This is a genomic window from Rhodococcus sp. KRD197, assembly GCF_017168235.1.
Classification (GTDB): Bacteria; Actinomycetota; Actinomycetes; order Mycobacteriales; family Mycobacteriaceae; genus Rhodococcoides.
The window spans coordinates 108973-128821 of the sequence record NZ_JABFAO010000016.1 but is presented as its reverse complement, the minus strand read 5'-3'; the positions used below and the strand labels follow the sequence as shown (position 1 = coordinate 128821).

The following is a 19849-nucleotide window of genomic DNA, read 5'->3' as shown; positions in this document are numbered from 1 at the left end:
TCTCCGTAAAAGACTCTCGATCAATGGTCGAAACCACAAATCAGTCATAGACAAAAGAGCCAAATCACTAGCAAAAAAACTCAACTAGCATTAAAACAAAACCCTCCCACCCCACACCACAAAGGCATGAAGCAAGAAGATGTCACACCCACACCCCAAAAGGCATGAGCACCAAAAACATTCGGCACTGACATTCATCGACACACTGTTGAGTTCTCAAAGAACACGCACACACCACACAACCCGAAAAACACTATCTCCGGGAGTCTGGGGCAACCGTTCCAGCCTAACCCAACTTGGTCTCGGACACAAGGCCCGACGCTTGGGGGAAAGACTGTCCTACACGCTCATCAGGAACCCCGTACAACCTCGTTGCCATGTCCGTGAAGACCTGGTCGGTGTCCGTGTCGCTCTGACTCGACAAAAGTTACGCGACTGGAAACTGTGCGTCAAATCCGCACGTTGCACGAGGCGCTCACAGTGAAACCGCTGGTGACAGAGCCGCTGCTGAACCTGATACCCGCAGCGGGGCGAAATCACACCTGTGTGACTCGCACCACTGCCGGCTCGATGTCAGCTCACCCGACCAGAACGCCCGCGAAATTACGTTTGCCGCGCCGAACCACCAACCACTTGCCGTGAAGGAGATCGTCAGGCGACGGCGTCCAGGTCTCGTCGGCGATCTTCTGGTTGTTCACCGATGCGCCACCCTCCTTCACCGCACGTCGAGCAGCACCTTTGCTCTCGCACAGGCCGGTGGCGACGAGGAGATCGACAATGGTGGCCGCATCGCCTGCTCCGACTTCAGCGACGGACGTTTCACGCAACGCCGCTGCCAACGTCGGCTCGTCCAGTTCCGCCAGTTCCGCGCGACCGAACAACGCCTGACTCGCCAGCTCGACTGCGCGGGTGTTCGACTCCCCGTGCACCAGTGTCGTCATCTCGGCCGCGAGGCGCTTCTGAGCCTCACGGGCGTGCGGGCGTTCCCGAGTGGCCTCGTCGAGCGCATCGAGTTCCTCGCGATCGAGGAAGGTGAACCACCGGAGGTATTTGACGACATCCGCATCGCCCGTGTTCACGAAGTACTGGTACCAGGCATATGGGCTCGTCATGTCGGGGTCGAGCCACAGGCTACCGCCGCCCGTCGACTTGCCGAACTTCTTGCCATCGGCAGAAGTCACCAGGGGAACGGTCATCCCGTGGACCGATTCGGCATCCTTGCGCCTGTTGAGCTCGACACCCGCGACGATGTTCCCCCACTGATCGGACCCACCGATCTGCAGTGTGCAGCCGTAGGAACGCCGTAGCTGTACGTAGTCGTTTGCCTGCAGCAACATGTAGCTGAATTCGGTGTACGACATTCCGTCCCCTTCGAGACGGGTCTTCACGGTGTCGCGCGCCAGCATCACGTTGACCGAAAAGTGCTTGCCGATCTCGCGCAAGAAGTCGATGGCCGTCAGCTGAGCGGTCCAGTTCAGGTTGTTCTCGACGATCGCGCCTGTTGGACTGTCGTCGAAATCCACGAAACGCTCGAGCTGTCCGCGGATGCGATCCGCCCACTCGCGAACGGTGTCCGCGGAGTTCATCGTGCGCTCCCCCACATCGCGGGGATCACCGATGAGCCCGGTGGCGCCGCCGGCCATCACGATGGGCCGGTGACCGGCGCGCTGAAAACGCTTGAGCGCCAACAGCGGAACGAGGTGACCGGCGTGCAGACTCGGGCCGGTCGGGTCGAAGCCGCCGTACAGAGTGATGGGCCCGTCGGACGTCGCCTTCTTCAGCTCGTCCACGTCGGTGGACTGCGCGATCAGTCCGCGCCAGGTCAGTTCGTCGATGATGTTCTCACTCACGAGCACAATCTTCTCATCCAGCGCCGCCGGCTCCCCTCAGCCCCGCGTCGGGCCCCGCTCGGTTGCTCGCGGACTACGTCGATACGCCGACACCGATGGCGAATCTGTCACCCAGAATCTCCACGGCCTGTCCGCCGCAGCACTGACCCCTACCCGTGGACCGGATTCGATTTCGCCCGATCCCGGGGCGAGCGCGCCTGCGTTCAGCGTGACGGGCGAAACCGCGTCGAGCAGGTTTGTTCCGTTGTCCCCCAGGGTGATGCCCAGCGCCTGGCCGAGGTTCCCCGGTCCCGTGGCCACGCGGGTGGCGATCGCTCGGGGACCTCGTCTTGCGCGCACCACGTCGTCGCCGTCGATGACTTCTGCCGCTCGAAGTAGGACCGCAGCTGCCTCGCCTTCCGGACCACAGGAGACATTGATGCACATGTGCATTCCGTAGCTGAGGTAGACGTACAGTCGGCCGGCCGGGCCGAACATCACCGAGTTGCGGACCGTGAGCCCACGATACGAATGCGCGGCCGGATCCGGCCAAGGCCCGTCCTCGGGTCCCCCGTATGCCTCGACCTCGACAATTCTGACTCGGACGTCGAAGGCGCGTAGTTCTGCACCGAGTAGTGACCGGGCGACCTCGACCGGGTGTCCGGTCAACCCTGCAATCTTCATACCTCGAATTGTGCCGCCCGTTGACTCGACGCCGACCACGCGCTTTAATTCATCATGCAGTGAATTCAACATGCGATGAATTAAGGAGACCGGCATGAGCCAACCACCCGGAGACGCCGTCGTCGCCGAGTCGCTCGTCGTCAGGCGCGGCGGACGGACGGTTCTCGACAACATCGATCTCACAATTCGCCGCGGGAGTATCACGGGGCTCCTGGGGCCATCCGGCTGCGGAAAGACCACCCTGATGCGGTCCATCGTCGGCACACAGATCGTCGAGTCCGGCACCGTCACCGTTCTCGGACTACCCGCCGGTTCGAAGGCTCTGCGGCGCAGAGTCGGGTATGTCACGCAGGCACCGAGCATCTATCTCGATCTCACGGTTCGAGACAATGTCGCCTACTTTGCATCCCTGTACGGTCGACCGCCCGCCGATATCGTCGCCGCAATCGAGACCGTCGGGCTCAGCAATCACGCCACGACGGCTGCCGGGCAACTCTCGGGTGGTCAGCTCAGTCGCGTGTCACTGGCCAGTGCCCTCGTCGGGAATCCCGAACTGCTCGTGCTCGACGAACCGACCGTCGGACTCGACCCCGTACTCAGAGCCGAGCTATGGACACGCCTGCGCGAGATGGCTGAAGCCGGCACCACACTCGTCGTGTCGAGTCACGTCATGGACGAGGCCGAGCAGTGCGGGGACCTGATTCTGATGCGAGGTGGCACAGTCCTTGCTCGATCCACGCCCGCGGAACTTCTGGCCCGAACACGTGAAACGAACCTCGAGCACGCGTTTCTGACGCTCATTCGCTCGTCCGACAATGAAAAGAGGGCGTCGTGAACCCGCATATCTACACCGCCACCAGCACACGCATACTCCGGCAACTACGCGCCGACCATCGCACCGTCGCGATGATCCTGATGGTTCCCTCGCTGCTCATGACGCTGCTCTACTTCCTCTACCAGGAGGTACCGCTCACTCCAGGGAAACCGCCGGTATTCGACCGGATCGCAATCGCAATGCTCGGGATTCTGCCCTTCGTCATGATGTTTCTGATCACCTCGATCGCCATGCAGCGCGAACGGAGCTCGGGGACACTCGAACGTCTGCTGACCACGCCCATGACAAAACTCGATCTCCTCGCCGGCTACGCCTCTGCGTTCTCGATAGCAGCAGTGGCCCAGGCGGCACTGGCGTGCGCCGTCGCATTCGGACTTCTCGGACTGACGACGGCCGGCTCGGTCACATGGGTGGTGCTGGTGGCGATGCTCGGTGCCGTACTCGGCGTCGCCATCGGACTGTTGTGCAGCGCGTTCGCGCGGACCGAGTTCCAAGCAGTGCAGTTCATGCCCGTCGTGGTGATTCCGCAGCTGTTTCTCTGCGGCCTGTTGGTCCCACGTGAACAGATGCCCGACTGGCTGCAGATCGCAAGCAACGCAATGCCCCTGAGCTACTCCGTCGACGCACTCGACGAAATCGCGAACAACGCCACCGTCACCACCACCATGCTTCTCGATCTGGCTGTCGTCCTCGGGTTCGTGATAGTCGCCCTGTGCGCGGCAGCCGCAACACTTCGGAGGCGTACCCCGTGACCGCGACATCTGATCCGGCACAGTGGGCATCGTGAACGCACACGAGACTGGCGGCCGTCGGCCCAACACCCGGACCGGTCGAAGACCAGGCGAATCCACAACAAAGGACACAATCCTCACCGTGGCCCGAACACGATTTGCCGACGCAGGTTTCGACAAGACATCGATTCGTGCAATAGCTGCCGATTCGGGCGTGGATGCGGCACTCGTGCATCACTACTTCGGAACCAAGCGAGACCTCTTCGTTGCCGCGATAGCCCTACCCATCGATCCCGCAGAAGTCTTGGAACCGATTCGCTCGGCCCAGCTCGACAACCTCGGAGCCACTCTGGCCACCGCAGTGCTTCAGGTCTGGGATTCCGAAAACGGCGAGTCCGTGGTCGCCGCATTCCGATCGATCATCGCCGACGGCGACACCGACCTGATCAGCACATTTCTGCTGCAGATCGCACTGAAGGACGTCGCTCAGCGCGTGAATCACCCGGTAGGTTCCGCGCCACTGCGAGTGAACCTGGTTGCGTCACAGATGGCAGGTGTACTGCTGACCAGACATGTTCTCGAGCTCGAACCGATCGCATCGATGCCCGCCGACGAGTTGGTGGCCTTGATCGCACCCACTCTGCAGCGCTATATGACCGGCGACCTACCTACGACCCGGACGTCGCCCGGCTGAGAATCGACTCGTGTTCGGCGTCGTCCACATCGCGGGCGTCGTCGACCAGGAGCACCGGAATACCGCCCTCGATTGGGTATGCGCGGCGCAGACGCGGGTTGTAGAGCAACTCGTCCTCCACCAGCAGCAGTGGGCCCTTGTCCTCCGGGCACGCGAGGATGCCGAGAAGTGTTCGATCGATCGCCACGAAATTCCTTACTGTCTGTCGGTGTACTGCCTGGCCCGCTCAACCTACCGAACCGAGATCGCTCGACCTACCGTCGACCGGACTCGTCGGCGCTGCCGAACCGTTCGGCGGCGATCGCCTTGGTGAGCCGACGATAGTCACCCGACTCCTTGTCGAAGAACCACGTGCGGGTGCTCGGTGCGGGCACACCCTCCTTCTGCAAGTCGCACGCGCCCGGTCGATACGCCCGCCCCAGCGGAATGTGATCCACCACGTGCACGATGTCAGGACGCTGCACAGGCAGCAACACTGCCATCGCGTCGGAGACCGTTCTGGCTGGCAACGACTTGTCCTCGCGAAGCGAGATCCCGCAGACCGCGACCTCGTCGCGATAGTCGACCCCGTTGACGGTTCGCCCCTGGCCGGCGACGACGCCGTACACCACAACAGATACCACCTCGGGCACCTCACCGAACGCATCGATGATGGGCTGGGTGAACACCGGGCCGCGAGCTGTCTTGACGACGGTGTCCTTGCGATCGACCAGCCAGTAGTCGCCGTCGGAATCGCGTCTGAACAGGTTCTCCGTCGGGATCCACGAATCACCGGGTTCGAACACCCCACGCATCAGCGGACTCGTGACCTCACCGTCGTTGCTCGGACGGCCCAACAGCAAGCCGATCTCGTCGTCACGGCACATCCGGACGAAACCGTTGTCGTCCTCCTCCAACCGGCCCGAGATCGGGTCGTACGCCGCCAACGCGACCTTTGCACTACCGGGGAGGGGGCGTCCCTTGGAACCGATCTTGGTGCCGGCGACGTTGGCCAGGATCACGTCGTTCTCCGTGGAAGCGTAGAACTCCAGCACACGTGCGGGCTCGAACTTCCGGAGCGTTCTCTTCCACAAGCCGACCGGCATTCCGGATCCGATGAACAGTCGCACCGGGTGACTACGGTCGATATCGAGGCACTCATGGTCCAGAATGCTCTGCATCATCGCCCAGGTGTAGCTGATAACCGTGACGCCGTAGCGGAACACCTCGCCGGCGAATCGTTCCGGGTCCAACCCTCGCGAGAGTGCGATTCGTGATCCGCCCGCGAGCGCACCGCCCACGCTCACCAGCAACCCAGCCGAATGATGAAGCGGCGCCAGGCAATACACGGTGTCGCCTGGACCGAGAGCTGCTGCCGTCGCCGTACCGAACGCCGACAGCGCCCAACGATGATTGGTGACGAATCTCGGTTCGAGTCCGCGGTCGGTAGCGGTGAACAGGACCATCGCCAATTCCCGCGCTCGGCCGGGGTTGGGTGCGTACCACGCAGGCAGCGTCACCGAATCCGGGTCGATCGCTTCGAGATCGATGACGTCCTCGCCATTGGGGACCTCGAGATGGCGGGCATCGCCGCCGCCCAATACCAGAACGTTGGCCACCAGTGCCGTTGCCGAGGCCAGGTTCTCGGGGTCTGCAATGACGGTGTCGACGTCGACGGCGCGAACGGCGCTGCTGAGATCTCCGCCCGGTGGCAGCAGAACGGCCACCGCGCCGATTCGAGATAATGCGGCGATGGCCGCCAGGGCACTGGGTCGGGTCTCCATCAGCACACCGATGCGCGCCGACGGTCGGACGCCACACGAGATCAGACCCTTGACCACGTTGTCGATGCGAACATTGACGGCCTGGTTGGTGTGCACACGATCGTCGAAGAGGAAGCACTCCCCAACCGGTGACTTGCGACCCTGTTCGGCGATCAACCGGCCGAGCGATACCGTCGAGTGCGGTTGCATCTGCCCCAGGCGCGCAAGGCGTGGCAACGTGCGGACTGCCTCGCTGGACATCTCACGGGTGCCTCGAACTGCGCCGCTGGCCGCTGACGCAAGACCGCGTCCGACCCCGACTCCCACCTCGGCGATCGACGCCGCAGTGTGAATGAGTCTGTTGCTCACCGACACACCGCTTTCGGTATCGAGGTGCTCGTCGTAGGTCATCTCGTGGACGGCGGCGGGCTCGTCTCCCAGGCCCTCGCGCCACAGAATCCACTCACCGGTGGTCGGCCACGTGTGGGCGGCGGCCAAACTACCGACAACCAAGCCGAAGTGACCTGCACGCAGCGTGCTTTCGTAGATCTCGGCACGAGGCGCAGCGCGGCGAATGCCGCGCACAGCGAGCGGTTGGCCGATATCGTCGACCTCGCCGACGAACGCCAGCATCGGAACGGACAGATCCGAAAGGGTGAGCAGGCGGTCCTTGATGACGAACCCGCCCGTCATCATCCGGTTGTGCACCACGAACTGTTTCAACAGTTCGGCGACAGCGGGCCCGGACCAGGCAACCCAGCCGTCGAGCGCAAGAAACCGCCGCTGCGGCTCTCGTGGCAACAGGGCCTCGCGGTCGTGGAGTTGACGCAAGAAATCCAGCCGTGAGCGCACCGTCTTGGCAGGGTCCAGCAGCTGAAATCCGGTTCGAGCCATCCAACCGGAAACTGCCAGCCTGGTGAAGACGTGATCGGCGAGGAACTCGGCGCCGCGGGTCGCGACACCCGCCGGGATGCCCAGCGGAAGCGCCGCGAGCGTATCCACGGGAGCGCCGAACGTGATGAGACTGGCCAGGTTCCGGCCGCCACGATAGGCCGCAGCCTGGTAGCAGAACATACCGCCCTGGGAGTATCCGGCCAAGTGAACATCACGCCCGGTATGGCTGTAAACCTTGTCCACGACCTCGCTGATGGCCACGACATGATCGGCGAGAGTGCGACTCCAGCCGCCCTCCTCGGTGTCGGGCGAACCGAAATCGACGACCCAAGGATCCAAACCCATCCCGCGCAGAATCCCGGCCGCACCGTTGTCGGTGGTCACGTCGTACACATCCGCCGACACCATCATCGGTGGCACCAGTACGACAGGTGGAAGCGACTCGTCGACGTCGTCCGGGAAGTACCGCCGCAGCCGGTACATCGGCTCACGGTCGACAACCCTGAACGGCGAGGCATCGACCTCGGTCTCGAGGCCACCCAAACGGATGACCTCGAGACCGTTCTGAGCAGTTGCTACAGCGCGGCGCAACGGCCCACGGACGGCGTCTGCATTCAGTCCAACCACGACAACTCCTGCGTTCGATCTTCTGTGTCCGACCGCTCACTCAATGCGTTGCCGAGAAGCTTCTCACACCGCCGAATTCGAACCCGGCGCGCCTGATTGATTGACGTTTCGGCCTCCCGAAATTCCGGTTGCGAGCCAGCCACGCGCTTTCTCCGCGCTCGCGCGCACGCCGCCCAGCTGACTCGCCACCTGGATCGCTGCAGTGCCGCCTCGGGAATCACGCGAGGAGATGGAACCTTCCACGGTCAGGACCTTGCGAACCTCCGGTGTCAGAGAAGGATCGACCGTTGCCAGTTCCTCGTCGGTCAGCTCGTTCAGGCCGACTCCCCGAGCCTCCGCGACACGCACGCACGCACCTGCAGCCTCGTGCGCCACCCGGAACGGCGTGCCCTGGCGAACCATCCATTCTGCGATGTCCGTCGCCAGCGTGAAGCCTGCAGGCGCGAGCTCGGCCATCCGGTCCACGTGGAATTCGAGCGTACCGACCAAGCCCGCGATTGCTGGCAACAACAGTTCCAACTGCGCAACCGAATCGAAAACCGGTTCCTTGTCTTCCTGGAGATCACGGTTGTAGGCCAGCGGCTGCGCTTTCAGAGTCGCGAGCAGACCGGTGAGGTTGCCGATCAGTCGACCGGACTTGCCACGGGTGAGTTCGGCGACATCCGGATTCTTCTTCTGCGGCATGATCGAACTCCCGGTCGACCATGCATCTGCCAATGTCACATACCCGTATTCGGGAGTGCTCCAGGACACGATCTCCTCGGCCAGTCGAGACAGATCCACCGCCGTCATCGCTAGTACGAACGCCGCCTCGGCCGCGAAATCGCGCGAGGACGTGGCATCGATCGAATTCTCCGCCGACGAATCGAACCCGAGTTCGGCCGCGATCTTCTCCGGGCTCAGACCCAGTGACGAGCCCGCCAGCGCACCGGAACCGTACGGTGAGACCGCCGCTCGGACGTCGAAATCCTGAAAACGCTGCACATCTCGTAGCAGAGGATGGGTATGCGCCAGGAGATGATGCGCAAGCAGAACCGGTTGCGCCGCCTGCGAATGCGTCTTTCCGGGCATGACTGCCGCCGGGTGCGCGGCAGCCTGCGTGGCCAAAGCGTCGACGACGTCGAGGACGCCGGCGGACACGCGCCGGACGGCGTCACGCAGCCACATCCGGAACAGAGTCGCTACCTGGTCGTTGCGCGAGCGTCCTGCTCGCAGGCGTCCGCCCACCTCGGGGCCGATGCGGTCGATCAGTCCGCGTTCGAGTGCGCCGTGCACATCCTCGTCGGACTCCGCAGCCACGAATTCACCCGAGGCGACATCGTCGGCTAGCCGCTGCAAGCCGTCGAGCATGATCTCGAGATCGGCCGCGGTGAGCAGCCCGGCGCCGTTCAGCACGCGGGCGTGCGCCATCGATGCGCGAATGTCGTACGGCGCGAGCACCCAGTCGAAATGGGTCGACTTGCTCAGCGCGGCCATGGCCTCGGCCGGGCCGGACGCGAACCGCCCACCCCAGAGCGATCCTTCGTTGGTTCCGTGTTGTTCGCTCACAAGCCCATGTCCCTCTTCTTCGCAATCTTCGACGACAAACCGTGAAGCTGTACGAATCCCTTGGCCGAGGACTGATCGAACGTGTCACCCTCGTCGTAGGTCGCAAGATTGAAGTCGTACAGCGATTCCTCACTGCGCCGTCCGTTGACGTTGATCGACCCAGCGTGCAATTCGAGGCGAATCTCGCCCGTCACGTGCTCCTGAGTGTGGGCGGTGAAGGTGTCCAGAGCACCCTTGAGCGAGGAGTACCAGAGCCCGTCGTAGACGAGCTCGGCCCACTTCTGGTCGGTGTGACGCTTGTAGCGTCCGAGTTCGCGTTCGAGGGTGACGTGTTCGAGCTCCTCGTGGGCGCGAATCAGCACCATGGCGCCCGGAGCCTCGTAGATCTCCCGACTCTTGATACCGACGAGCCTGTCCTCGACTACGTCCAAACGGCCGACGCCCTGCGCGCCCGCCCTGGTGTTGAGCTCCTGGATCGCCTCGAGCACCGACACCGGGCGGCCGTCGATACTGACCGGGCGGCCCTTGTCGAAACCGATGATGAGCTCGTCCGGCGCGGTCCAGTTCGCACTGGGATCCTGCGTGTAGTCGTAGACGTCTTTCGTCGGCGCGTTCCACAGGTCTTCGAGGAACCCGGTCTCGACAGCGCGTCCCCAGACGTTCTGATCGATCGAGAACGGCGACTTCTTGCTGACGTTGATGGGGATCGCGTTCTCCTCGGCGAACGCGATCGCCTTTTCCCGCGTCCAGGCGTAATCACGGACGGGAGCCAACACGTCCAGTTCGGGCGCGAGAGTGTTGAAACCGACCTCGAAGCGCACCTGGTCGTTTCCCTTGCCCGTGCAGCCGTGCGCAACCACGGTTCCGCCGTACGCTCGGGCGGCGTCGACCAGGTGCTTGACGATCAGCGGACGGCTGATGGCCGACACCAGCGGGTAGCGGTCCATGTAGAGCGCGTTGTTCGCAATGGTCGGTAGGCAGTATTCTTCGGCGAATTCGTCACGGGCATCGACGACGACGGACTCGACGGCTCCGCAATCGATGGCGCGTTGCCGCACGACCTCCATGTCCTCACCGCCCTGGCCGAGATCGATGGCAACGGCAACGACCTCCTTACCGGTCTCCTTGCCGATCCAGCTGATGGCGACGGAGGTGTCCAATCCGCCCGAGTAGGCGAGGACGACGCGTTCGGCCATGGTGTGTACTCCTTGATTGTTGCTCGTGCGTGGTGTGTGCGTCGAAGCTACTGCGCGCGTCGGGCCAGCTTCTCCAACTTGTCTGCGATATCGCTGCCGGTCAGCGGTTCCCGGGCGACGACCAGGATCGTGTCGTCTCCGGCAATGGTGCCGACTATCTCCTTGAGCGAGGCTCGATCGAGTGCGCTCGCCAGGTAGTGCGCGGCGCCCGGCGGGGTGCGCAGAATCGCCTGATTTCCACTGGAATCGGTCGATACCAACAACTCCCCCAGCATCCTGGTCAGTCGATCCGTCCCGCCCGAGACGCCGCGCACCGGACTGCCGTCCTCGGGAACGATGTAGACCCCGGCGCCGCCGTCGGGTGCCCGCAATTTCACTGCGCCCAGTTCATCGAGATCACGGGACAGCGTCGCCTGGGTCACATCGATGCCCTCCGCGGCCAGCAACGCCGCGAGCTCCGGTTGACTGCGCACCTGATGGTTGGCCAACAGAGAGACGATGCGCGCCTGCCTACCCGCTCTGGTCGACGCTGTGAGCGGGACCGAGGGCGCATCCTCGCTCACGGTCGTCGAGCCTGCTCGAGTAGCCACACCAGCAGCGCCTTCTGTGCATGCAGTCGATTCTCGGCCTCGTCCCAGACGACACTGTGCGGCCCGTCGAGTACCTCGTCGGTGATCTCTTCACCACGGTGCGCGGGAAGGCAGTGCAGTACAACGGCATCGGACTTTGCTTTGGAGAGCAACTCCGTGTCGATGCGGTACGGACGGAACGGCGCGACACGATCGAGGCCGTCGTGTTCCTGCCCCATCGAGGTCCAGGTATCGGTCACCAGAGCGTCGGCTCCCGACGCGGCCTCGTACGGGTCCTCGGTGACAGTGATTTTCGCGCCGGTCTCCTCGGCTCGGGCCCTCGCTGCGTCGAGCACCTCGGCGAGCGGTGCAAACTCTTTCGGCGCCGCTACGGTGACATTGATGCCGGCCGTCACTCCGCCCAGGAGCAACGAATGGGCCATGTTGTTCGCCCCGTCACCGAAGTAGGCGAGTTCAAGCCCTTTCAGCTGACCCTTGCGCTCGACGAGCGTCTGCAGATCGGCGAGCACCTGACACGGATGAAACTCGTTGGAGAGCGCATTGACGATGGGCACCGTTGCGCCCGTAGCCATCTGCTCCAACCGCTTCTGTCCGAAGGTGCGCCAGACGATCGCGTCGACGTACCGAGAGAGCACTCGGCCGGTGTCCTGCAACGTTTCCTCGCGACCGAGCTGGGTGCTCTGCCCGTCGACGACGACGGCGTGGCCGCCGAGCTGGGCGATACCGATCTCGAAGGAGAAGCGGGTGCGGGTCGAGTTCTTCTCGAAGATCACCCCGACACCGCGTGGACCTTCGAGCGGGCGCTTGGAGAATGGTGCCCTCTTCAGTTCGGCTGCGAGTGCGAGGATTTCGCCCTGCTGCTGCGGAGTGACGTCGTCGTCCCGGAGAAAGTTCATCAGTGCCATCGTCAATCCGTTTCGTCAGCTTTGTCGAGTATTGCGGGCAGTGCCGAGACGAACGCCTCGGCCTGCTCCTCGGTGAGGACCAGGGGCGGTGCGAGGCGAAGAACGTCCGGTTGTGCCGCATTGATGAGAAACCCTGCTTCACGCGCAGCTGCTTCAGCTTTGGCTGCCACCGCCTTTGTCAACACGACACCCAGAAGTAGCCCCGATCCGCGGACATGATCGATCAGCGCGTGATCCAGTCCCTCGATCGAGTGCGCAATGATCTTGCCGAGACGATCGGCGTGCGAGATGAGATCGTCCTCGGCCAGGGTCCTCAGGACCGCCAGTGCGGCGGATGCGCACACGGGATTTCCTCCGAATGTGGTGCCGTGCTTGCCCGGATGCAACAGAGACGCTGCCTCTCCGATGCCGATGCACGCGCCGATCGGTAGGCCGCCGCCGAGCCCCTTCGCGAGGGTGATGACGTCCGGGACGATACCGACGGCCTGATGGGCGTAGAACCATCCGGTGCGACCGATTCCGGTCTGCACCTCGTCGAGAATCAGCAGCGCGCCGTGGCGTGCGGTGATCTCCCGGGCTGCGAGCAGATAACCATCCGGCGGAACGACGACACCGCTCTCCCCCATGATCGGTTCGAGAAATACAGCGGCCGTGTCGGTATCGACAGCTGCTTCGAGGGCTTCGACATCGCCGTACGGAACGTGATGCACGCCGGCGGGCATCGGCTCGAACGGCGCCCGCTTGTCCGGCTGGCCGGTGAGCGCCAACGCACCCATCGTTCGGCCGTGGAAGGCCTTCTCGGCCGCGATGATCTTCGGACGGCCGGTGAGTCGGGCGATCTTGAACGCCGCCTCGTTCGCCTCGGTACCGGAGTTGCACAGGAATACTCGACCGTGCACGCTCGCACCGAGATGCGCCAGCAGCTGCTCGGCCAGTTCGATTCCCGGCTCGGTGGCATACAGATTGGACGTGTGCCCGAGCGTGCCGAGCTGAGTGGTGACCGCCTCGATCACCGCCGGGTGCGCGTGCCCCAGAATGTTCACGGCGATGCCGGCGAGGAGGTCGAGGTAGTCCTTCCCATCGGCGTCGGTCACGACAGCGCCCGCACCGCGAACCAGTGCGACGCGTGGCACACCGTAGTTGTCCATCAACGAATTCGACCACCGGGACTGGAGATCGAGGGTCGAGGTGTGCTCGCTCATGAATCGAAACCTGCTTTCGTGTTCGGCCGTACCATCGTTCCGATTCCTTCCCCGGTGAAGAGCTCGACGAGCACCGAGTGCGACACACGACCGTCGATGACATGGGCCGAGGGCACACCGCCCTGTACTGCGCGAAGGCATGCCTCCATCTTCGGGACCATCCCGGAATCCAGCGAGGGCAACAGTGCGGCGAGTGTGTCGACGTCGATCTCCGACGTCAGCGACGACCTGTCCGGCCAGTTCGTGTACAGGCCTTCGACGTCGGTGAGGATCACCAGCTTTTCGGCGCCGATTGCCTGCGCCAGCGCGGCTGCCGCGGTATCGGCGTTGATGTTGTGCACGACGCCATCCGCGTCGGGAGCGATGGTGGAGACCACCGGGATCCGACCCGCGTCGATGAGATCGTGCACCGCGTCGGGGTTGACCGATGTCACGTCTCCGACCAGGCCGATGTCGGTCTCGATACCGTCGACCGTCACCGAGCGCTTCGAAGCCGTGAACAGATGCGCATCCTCGCCCGAGATTCCGACGGCGTACGGGCCGTGACTGTTGATCAGACCGACGAGCTCGCGCCCGACCTGACCGAACAGGACCATTCGCACCACGTCCATGACCTCGGGGGTGGTCACTCGGAATCCTCCGCGGAACACGCCCTCCATGCCGAGCCTGGACAGCATCGCCGTGATCTGCGGTCCGCCGCCGTGGACCACGACCGGGTGTAGTCCGACAGTGCGCAGGAAGACCATGTCGGCGGCGAAAGCGCGTTTGAGGTTTTCGTCGATCATGGCGTTGCCGCCATACTTGACGACGACGACCTTGTCGTGGAATTTCTGCAGCCACGGCAATGCCCCGGCGAGTGTGTGCGCCTGCTCCGACGCAGAGAGCTGGGAATCGGTCACGACGAGTACGCCGAATTCTCTTCGACGTACGCGTGCGAAAGGTCCGTCGTCCGGATCGTGACCGACGCATCTCCGAGGCCGAGGTCGATGGTGACCTCGATATCCTCGCCCGACAGGTCCACCTCGCGGGCGCCCGGCGCACCCACACCGTCGACGCACACCGGTGACCCGTTGAACGCGACAGCGATGCGGTCGGGATCGAGTTCGATCGGCGCGATACCGATTGCAGCGAGCACGCGGCCCCAGTTGGGGTCGGAGCCGAACAGTGCGGTCTTGACGAGACTGTCCCGAGCGACCGTCCGTGCACCGACAAGCGCGTCATCCTCCGACGCGGCACCCGAGACCGTGACCCGCACCCGCTTGGTGACGCCCTCTGCGTCGGCCATCATCTGATCTGCGAGATCGTCGCACACCGCCAGGACCGCGGCATCGAGTTCGTCCTGGCTCGGGGCTATTCCACTGGCGCCGGATGCAAGGAGCAGCACGGTGTCGTTGGTCGAGGTCGCACCGTCGACATCGAGTCGGTCGTAGGACAGCCGAGTGGCGTTGCGTAGCGCGGTGTCGAGTTGTTCGGCGGTGGCGACCGCATCGGTGGTGAGCACACTGAGCATCGTCGCCAGCGACGGCGCGAGCATGCCTGCCCCCTTTGCCATTCCGCCGACGTTCCACTTGTTCACATGATGAAACGCGGCCTGCTTCGGCACGGTATCGGTCGTCATGATCGCGTAGGCGGCGTCGGTCCCACCGGAGATTCCGCCCGCGAGTTCGTGGACGACTTCGGTGACGCCCGGAATCAGCTTGTCCATCGGTAGCCGATCACCGATGAGACCGGTGGAGCAGACGGCGACCTCGATCGCTCCCGTCTCGGTACCCCAGTTGCTCAGTGCCGTCGCCACCTCCTCGGCGGTGCGGTGCGTGTCCTGGAATCCACCCGCCCCCGTGCATGCGTTGGCGCCGCCGGAGTTGAGGACCACAGCGCGCAGCTTCCCGGTGCCGAGCACCTGTTGCGACCACAGCACGGGAGCAGCCTTGACTTTGTTTCGGGTGAAGACGCCAGCGGCCGTGGTATCCGGTCCCTCGTTGAACACAAGGGCGAGATCGGCCTTGCCGTTGGCTTTGATACCCGCTGCGATACCGGCTCCACGAAAGCCCGCGGGGGCGGTGACGCCCTGTGTGCGAACCAGCTTTCCGGTCACTGTCTGCGACTCGACTGCGCTGCTCACGGTGGGGCTGCTCACGGTGGGGCTGCTCACGGTGCGACTCCTACTGTAGTGAGACCATCGGTCTCGGGGATGCCGAGGGCAATGTTCATCGACTGCACAGCACCACCTGCGGTGCCTTTGGTGAGGTTGTCCATCGCGGCGATCACCACGAGCTGCCCGGCGTCGGCGTCGACGGAGACGCTGATCTGCACCGCATTGGATCCGATCACGGCACCCGTCTGCGGCAGTCGGCCCCCGCCGAGGACGTGCACAAAAGGTTCAGCCGCATAGGCTTTCTCGTACACCTCGATCGCCTGCTCCTGCGTCGCCGTCGTGAGAGCGGTGCAGGTGGCGAGAATTCCACGTGGCATCGGCGCCAAAACTGGCGTGAAGGAAACCGTGATCGGGACCGGTGAGAGCGCCGACAGATTCTGAATGATCTCCGGCGTGTGCCGATGAGCGCCCGCGACACCGTACGCACGCACCGAGCCCATCACTTCTGCTCCGAGCAGATCGGCGCGCGGCGAACGCCCGGCTCCGGAGGCGCCGCTGACCGCCACCACACTCACCCGGGGCTCGATGATCCCTGCTGCCACTGCGGGCGCGAGAGCCAGAGACGACACCGTGGGATAGCACCCGGGCACCGCGATCCGCGTGGCGCCCACCAGCTTCTCCCGCAGGCCAGGCAGCTCGGGTAGGCCGTACGGCCAGGTGCCCGCGTGTGGCGAACCGTAGTACTTTTCCCAGGCGGAGCCGTCGGACAACCGGAAATCGGCGCCGCAATCGATGATGACGACGGACTCGGGCAGTTGTTGCGCGATCTCAGCGGACTTCCCATGCGGCAGTCCGAGAAAGACGACGTCGTGACCGGCGAGTTCGTCGAGAGTGGTCTCGGCGAGGACACGGTCGGCGAGAGGCAGCAGGTGCGGGTGGAACTCGCCCAATGTCGCGCCCGCGTTGCCGCCGGCAGTGAGTGAGCCGATGACGATGCGGCCCGAGCTGACACCTGGGTGACCGAGCAGCAGACGGAGGATTTCGCCACCGGCGTACCCACTCGCTCCTGCGACTGCTATCCGCACCGGTGCCGAGTGCACGTCATCATTCACAGCGTTCATGGATTGATTATGCATCACCATGCAAGCTCATTCATGAACCGGGGTTGTTCTCCTTCATCGAACGCCTGATCTCATCGAGTTTGCTCTTCCCTGCGGCCTCGCGCTCGTTCCACTGTTCGTCCAACGTGCGACCGGCCGCAGTGCTGTGATCGAGCTCTTCACGCCCCAACGCGGTGGTCGTCCGATTGTCGACCTTGTCGCGGACCGCGTCCCAGGTCGGCACACCCTTCTCGGTGAACCCGGCGCCGACTCCGCCACCGATGGATCGGTCGAGCCCACTGTCGTCCACCAGCTCGGCATCGAGAATCCCCAACGACGGGTCCTGGGGCAGCATTGCCGGAGGCGGGTCCCCGAGCGGTTGATCGATGCTGGGACGCGTCGTGTGGGGAACATCGACATCCGGCACCTCGCCCGGGGGCGCGACGGAAGGGGTAGTGCCGCCATCGCCACCCGAGGTATCGATCTCGGCGAGCAACGCCGCGGCAGCCGCGTGCACGGGGGCAAGAGCCGGCCGCCCTGCGACGGCAGCGAGCACCTCGCGCAAGACGGCGGCATCCGTGCGATCTCCTGCGCTGTGTGTACTCATGCTCTCCACGCTACGCAATTCTCGCCCGGGCTTCAGGGGCGCTAACCGCGAAGTTCCGCACCCACCGCGTCGGTGGCCGCGGCCACCGCCGCATCCCGTGCCTCGGTTGCCTGCGCTTCGGTCAAGGTGCCGTCGGAGCTTCGGAAGACGAGAGCGAATGCCAGCGACTTCCGGTTCGCACCGACCTGCTCACCCTCGAACACGTCGAACAGCCGGATGCTTTCCAGCAGTTCGCCTGCGCCGGCTTTCAACGCGCGTTCGACCTCGCCCGCGGGGACCGAGCTCGCGACCACGACGGCGACGTCCTGCAATACGGCCGGGAAGGGAGATACAACAGGCGCGGGCAGTGACTCCACCACCGGAAGGGCGTCGAGGTTCAATTCCATTGCGCAGGTGCGCGGGGGCAGCCCTGCCCGCTCGAGCACCGCCGGATGCAACTCCCCCGCATGGCCGACGACAGCGCCGTCCACGACCAGTTCGGCGCATCGACCTGGATGCCACGGCAGATACTGCGCGGCGCGAAATTCGATCTCGACACCGGCGGCCGCGGCGATTGTCCGTGCCGCATCGAACGCATCGGATGCGTCCGCGCTGCGGCCCTGACCCCACGGCCCGGAGGGCTCACGCTTGCCGCTCGTAACGACACCGACGTACACGGGCTGGTCCGGCAACGAACCGCGCAGGCTAGCGATCTCCGCCTCGGTCGGCCGCTCGTGCACGGCGATCGCGTCGACCGAAACCGTGTGATCGCCGGGCCGAACCACCTGAGCGATTGCAAACAGCGACGCATCGCGCTGCCCTCGTGCAACGTTGCGGGCAAGAATCTCGAACAGACCCGGCAGGATCGTCGTCGCCAACTCGGGCCGGTCCGCTTCCAGCGGATTGAGCACGGAGGTGGTGCGTCGCCTGTCGTCCTCGGCCGGGAGTCCCCATGTGTCGAACACCCCGGCTGGCAGGAAAACAGTGGGGAGCACCTCGACGTATCCAGCGAACGCCAACGACTTCCCGACGGCGCGCTTGCGCTTCTGAGGGGCAGTCAGCCCTCGCCCGGCAGGGGCGGCAGGGAGTACGGACGGAATCTGCTCGAGTCCTTCGAGCCGCAGTACCTCCTCCACGAGGTCCGCGGGTTGCTGCAGATCAGGACGCCAGGTCGGCGGCGACACGACCAGCTCGCCGTGGCCGGCCGAGTTGACGCCGACCTCGACCTCGCAACCGATCTGCGTCAGCCTGCGCGCCGCCACTCCATCGGGGTATTCGACTCCGGCTACTCGATCCGGCAGATCCAGATCCATCCGCACCGACGGGAACGCCCGAACTTCGCCGATATCGGTCAGGATGGGCTCGATGCGTCCGCCGGCGATGTCCACGAGGAGCTGCGCAGCTCGATCCAGTGCTGCGACAGGCAAGGCAGAATCGACTGTTCGTTCGAAGCGTTTGCTGGCTTCGCTGCTGAGCTTGTGACGGCGTCCTGTCCGGAAGACCGCCAGCGGATCGAAGTTCGCCGCTTCGAGGATCACATCGACAGTGCCGGCTCCGACCTCGGTCGATGCACCGCCCATGACGCCGGCGAGCGAGATGGCACCCGAATCATCGGCGATGACGACGTCCTCGGCGTCGAGGGTGCGCTCCACGCCGTCGAGAGTTACGAGCTTCTCCCCCGCCTTCGCACGGCGCACCACAATGGCGCCGGTGAGTGCGTTCGCGTCGAACGCATGCAAGGGCTGCCCCAGTTCGTGCAGCACGTAATTGGTGACGTCCACAGCGGCGGAAATCGGCCGGATGCCGGCGAGAAGCAGTCGGCGTTGCATCCACCACGGCGTCACGGCTGCTGGATCGATGCCGCTGACCTTGCGCAGCGCGAATCTGCCGACACCCGCATCCGGCTCGACCGTTGCCTGCCACGCCTGTCCCTCGGAGTGCGAGGCCGGGCCGAGCGCCGGGTCCGCGTATTCGAGGTCGAAGCTGCTCGCAAGTTCACGCGCCAAACCACGAACGGAGAATGCATAACCTCGGTCCGGGGTGACGTTCAGCTCGATGACGGAATCATCGAGCCCTAGAACCACTTTGGCATCATCCCCGGGTGCTGCTGTCCCCTTCGGCAGCACGAGAATTCCGGATTGATCTCTACCGAGCCCCAGTTCCAGCGTCGAACAGATCATGCCGTTGCTGTTCTTGCCGTATGTCTTGCGCTCGGCGATCGCGAATCCGCCAGGCAGCACACTGCCCGGCAGGGCCGCCACGATCAGGTCGCCCTCTGCAAAATTCGTTGCACCGCAGACGATTTCCTGGGCTTCCTCGTTGCCGACATCCACGAGGCAGAACCTGATGGGCTTCTTGAACTCGGTGAGTTCGGTGATGCTCGCGACACGGCCGACGACGAGGGGACCGGTCACCTGGTCGAGCGAATCGAGTTCCTCGACTTCGAAACCCACCCGCACGAAACCCTCGTCGAGCTCCTCGGGGGTCACCTTCCACTGCGGCGCCGTGCGCTGCAGAACCTCGGTCAGCCAGGATTGTGGAACGCGCACGTCTGCTCAGCTCTTTCTGGGTGTCGAACGTGATTGAGGGAC

Annotated in this window: 17 protein-coding genes; 3 read left to right on the top strand and 14 right to left on the bottom strand. The window is 64.2% G+C overall.

From position 1 onward, the window contains the following. Nucleotides 1-578: 578 nt before the first annotated feature. Nucleotides 579-1850, bottom strand: a complete 1272-nt coding sequence (tyrS, locus tag J1M86_RS22490) for a tyrosine--tRNA ligase (protein WP_075840725.1) — start codon at nucleotides 1848-1850, stop codon at nucleotides 579-581. A 36-nt stretch (nucleotides 1851-1886) separates the two neighbouring features. Further along, nucleotides 1887-2513, bottom strand: a complete 627-nt coding sequence (locus tag J1M86_RS22485) for a DNA-3-methyladenine glycosylase (protein ID WP_075840662.1) — start codon at nucleotides 2511-2513, stop codon at nucleotides 1887-1889. Between the two features lie 94 nt (nucleotides 2514-2607). On the opposite strand from J1M86_RS22485, the gene J1M86_RS22480 reads away from it, so the two are divergent. The 3 genes from J1M86_RS22480 (at nucleotide 2608) to J1M86_RS22470 (ending at nucleotide 4773) form a co-directional block, all read left to right on the top strand. Then, nucleotides 2608-3348 carry an ABC transporter ATP-binding protein gene (locus J1M86_RS22480; protein ID WP_206511418.1) on the top strand — a complete coding sequence of 247 codons (741 nt, stop codon included), beginning with the start codon at nucleotides 2608-2610 and terminating at the stop codon, nucleotides 3346-3348. Next, nucleotides 3345-4100, top strand: coding sequence for an ABC transporter permease (locus tag J1M86_RS22475; RefSeq protein ID WP_206511417.1), 756 nt, complete (start codon nucleotides 3345-3347; stop codon nucleotides 4098-4100). Before J1M86_RS22480 ends, J1M86_RS22475 begins: the two co-directional genes overlap by 4 nt. A 121-nt stretch (nucleotides 4101-4221) precedes the next feature. Further along, nucleotides 4222-4773, top strand: coding sequence for a TetR family transcriptional regulator (locus tag J1M86_RS22470; protein ID WP_307786715.1), 552 nt, complete (start codon nucleotides 4222-4224; stop codon nucleotides 4771-4773). On the opposite strand, the gene J1M86_RS22465 is transcribed toward J1M86_RS22470, so the two are convergent. The 12 genes from J1M86_RS22465 to pheT all read right to left on the bottom strand — a co-directional run bounded on the left by J1M86_RS22465 (nucleotide 4748) and on the right by pheT (nucleotide 19807). Continuing rightward, a complete protein-coding gene (locus J1M86_RS22465; protein ID WP_075840659.1) occupies nucleotides 4748-4960 on the bottom strand; it encodes a Trm112 family protein in 213 nt (70 codons plus the stop codon). The genes J1M86_RS22470 and J1M86_RS22465 overlap by 26 nt on opposite strands. 67 nt (nucleotides 4961-5027) lie before the next feature. Then, nucleotides 5028-8036 (bottom strand): AMP-binding protein, encoded by a 3009-nt coding sequence (locus J1M86_RS22460; RefSeq protein WP_075840658.1) that lies wholly within the window; start codon nucleotides 8034-8036, stop codon nucleotides 5028-5030. Between the two features lie 63 nt (nucleotides 8037-8099). Continuing rightward, on the bottom strand, nucleotides 8100-9584 hold the full coding sequence (gene argH, locus J1M86_RS22455; RefSeq protein ID WP_075840657.1) for an argininosuccinate lyase: 1485 nt from the start codon (nucleotides 9582-9584) through the stop codon (nucleotides 8100-8102). Further along, on the bottom strand, nucleotides 9581-10780 hold the full coding sequence (locus J1M86_RS22450) for an argininosuccinate synthase (RefSeq protein WP_206511416.1): 1200 nt from the start codon (nucleotides 10778-10780) through the stop codon (nucleotides 9581-9583). Before J1M86_RS22450 ends, argH begins: the two co-directional genes overlap by 4 nt. A 47-nt stretch (nucleotides 10781-10827) precedes the next feature. Next, nucleotides 10828-11343, bottom strand: a complete 516-nt coding sequence (locus J1M86_RS22445; protein WP_075840656.1) for an arginine repressor — start codon at nucleotides 11341-11343, stop codon at nucleotides 10828-10830. Beyond that, the gene (gene argF, locus J1M86_RS22440) at nucleotides 11340-12275 is read right to left on the bottom strand and encodes an ornithine carbamoyltransferase (protein ID WP_075840655.1); all 936 of its coding nucleotides are present in this window, start codon (nucleotides 12273-12275) and stop codon (nucleotides 11340-11342) included. The genes J1M86_RS22445 and argF overlap by 4 nt, the downstream gene beginning before the upstream one ends. A 2-nt stretch (nucleotides 12276-12277) precedes the next feature. Next, on the bottom strand, nucleotides 12278-13477 hold the full coding sequence (locus J1M86_RS22435) for an acetylornithine transaminase (protein ID WP_206511415.1): 1200 nt from the start codon (nucleotides 13475-13477) through the stop codon (nucleotides 12278-12280). Then, nucleotides 13474-14376 carry an acetylglutamate kinase gene (gene argB / locus J1M86_RS22430; RefSeq protein WP_075840654.1) on the bottom strand — a complete coding sequence of 301 codons (903 nt, stop codon included), beginning with the start codon at nucleotides 14374-14376 and terminating at the stop codon, nucleotides 13474-13476. The genes J1M86_RS22435 and argB overlap by 4 nt, the downstream gene beginning before the upstream one ends. Then, nucleotides 14373-15599 carry a bifunctional glutamate N-acetyltransferase/amino-acid acetyltransferase ArgJ gene (gene argJ, locus J1M86_RS22425; protein ID WP_206511520.1) on the bottom strand — a complete coding sequence of 409 codons (1227 nt, stop codon included), beginning with the start codon at nucleotides 15597-15599 and terminating at the stop codon, nucleotides 14373-14375. Before argJ ends, argB begins: the two co-directional genes overlap by 4 nt. A 26-nt stretch (nucleotides 15600-15625) precedes the next feature. Next, a complete protein-coding gene (gene argC / locus J1M86_RS22420; protein WP_241260529.1) occupies nucleotides 15626-16693 on the bottom strand; it encodes an N-acetyl-gamma-glutamyl-phosphate reductase in 1068 nt (355 codons plus the stop codon). A gap of 31 nt (nucleotides 16694-16724) precedes the next feature. Next, nucleotides 16725-17279 (bottom strand): hypothetical protein, encoded by a 555-nt coding sequence (locus J1M86_RS22415; RefSeq protein ID WP_206511413.1) that lies wholly within the window; start codon nucleotides 17277-17279, stop codon nucleotides 16725-16727. Between the two features lie 41 nt (nucleotides 17280-17320). Next, nucleotides 17321-19807 carry a phenylalanine--tRNA ligase subunit beta gene (gene pheT, locus J1M86_RS22410; RefSeq protein WP_206511412.1) on the bottom strand — a complete coding sequence of 829 codons (2487 nt, stop codon included), beginning with the start codon at nucleotides 19805-19807 and terminating at the stop codon, nucleotides 17321-17323. Between the last annotated feature and the right edge of the window lie 42 nt (nucleotides 19808-19849).

Excerpts from the sequence above, each read along its gene's own strand:
- J1M86_RS22485 (WP_075840662.1), bottom strand. The coding sequence starts at position 2,513 with ATGAAGATTGCAGGGTTGACCGGACACCCGGTCGAGGTCGCCCGGTCA.
- J1M86_RS22480 (WP_206511418.1), top strand. The coding sequence starts at position 2,608 with ATGAGCCAACCACCCGGAGACGCCGTCGTCGCCGAGTCGCTCGTCGTC.
- J1M86_RS22450 (WP_206511416.1), bottom strand. The coding sequence starts at position 10,780 with ATGGCCGAACGCGTCGTCCTCGCCTACTCGGGCGGATTGGACACCTCC.
- argF (WP_075840655.1), bottom strand. The coding sequence starts at position 12,275 with ATGGCACTGATGAACTTTCTCCGGGACGACGACGTCACTCCGCAGCAG.
- J1M86_RS22435 (WP_206511415.1), bottom strand. The coding sequence starts at position 13,477 with ATGAGCGAGCACACCTCGACCCTCGATCTCCAGTCCCGGTGGTCGAAT.
- argC (WP_241260529.1), bottom strand. The coding sequence starts at position 16,693 with ATGAACGCTGTGAATGATGACGTGCACTCGGCACCGGTGCGGATAGCA.
- J1M86_RS22415 (WP_206511413.1), bottom strand. The coding sequence starts at position 17,279 with ATGAGTACACACAGCGCAGGAGATCGCACGGATGCCGCCGTCTTGCGC.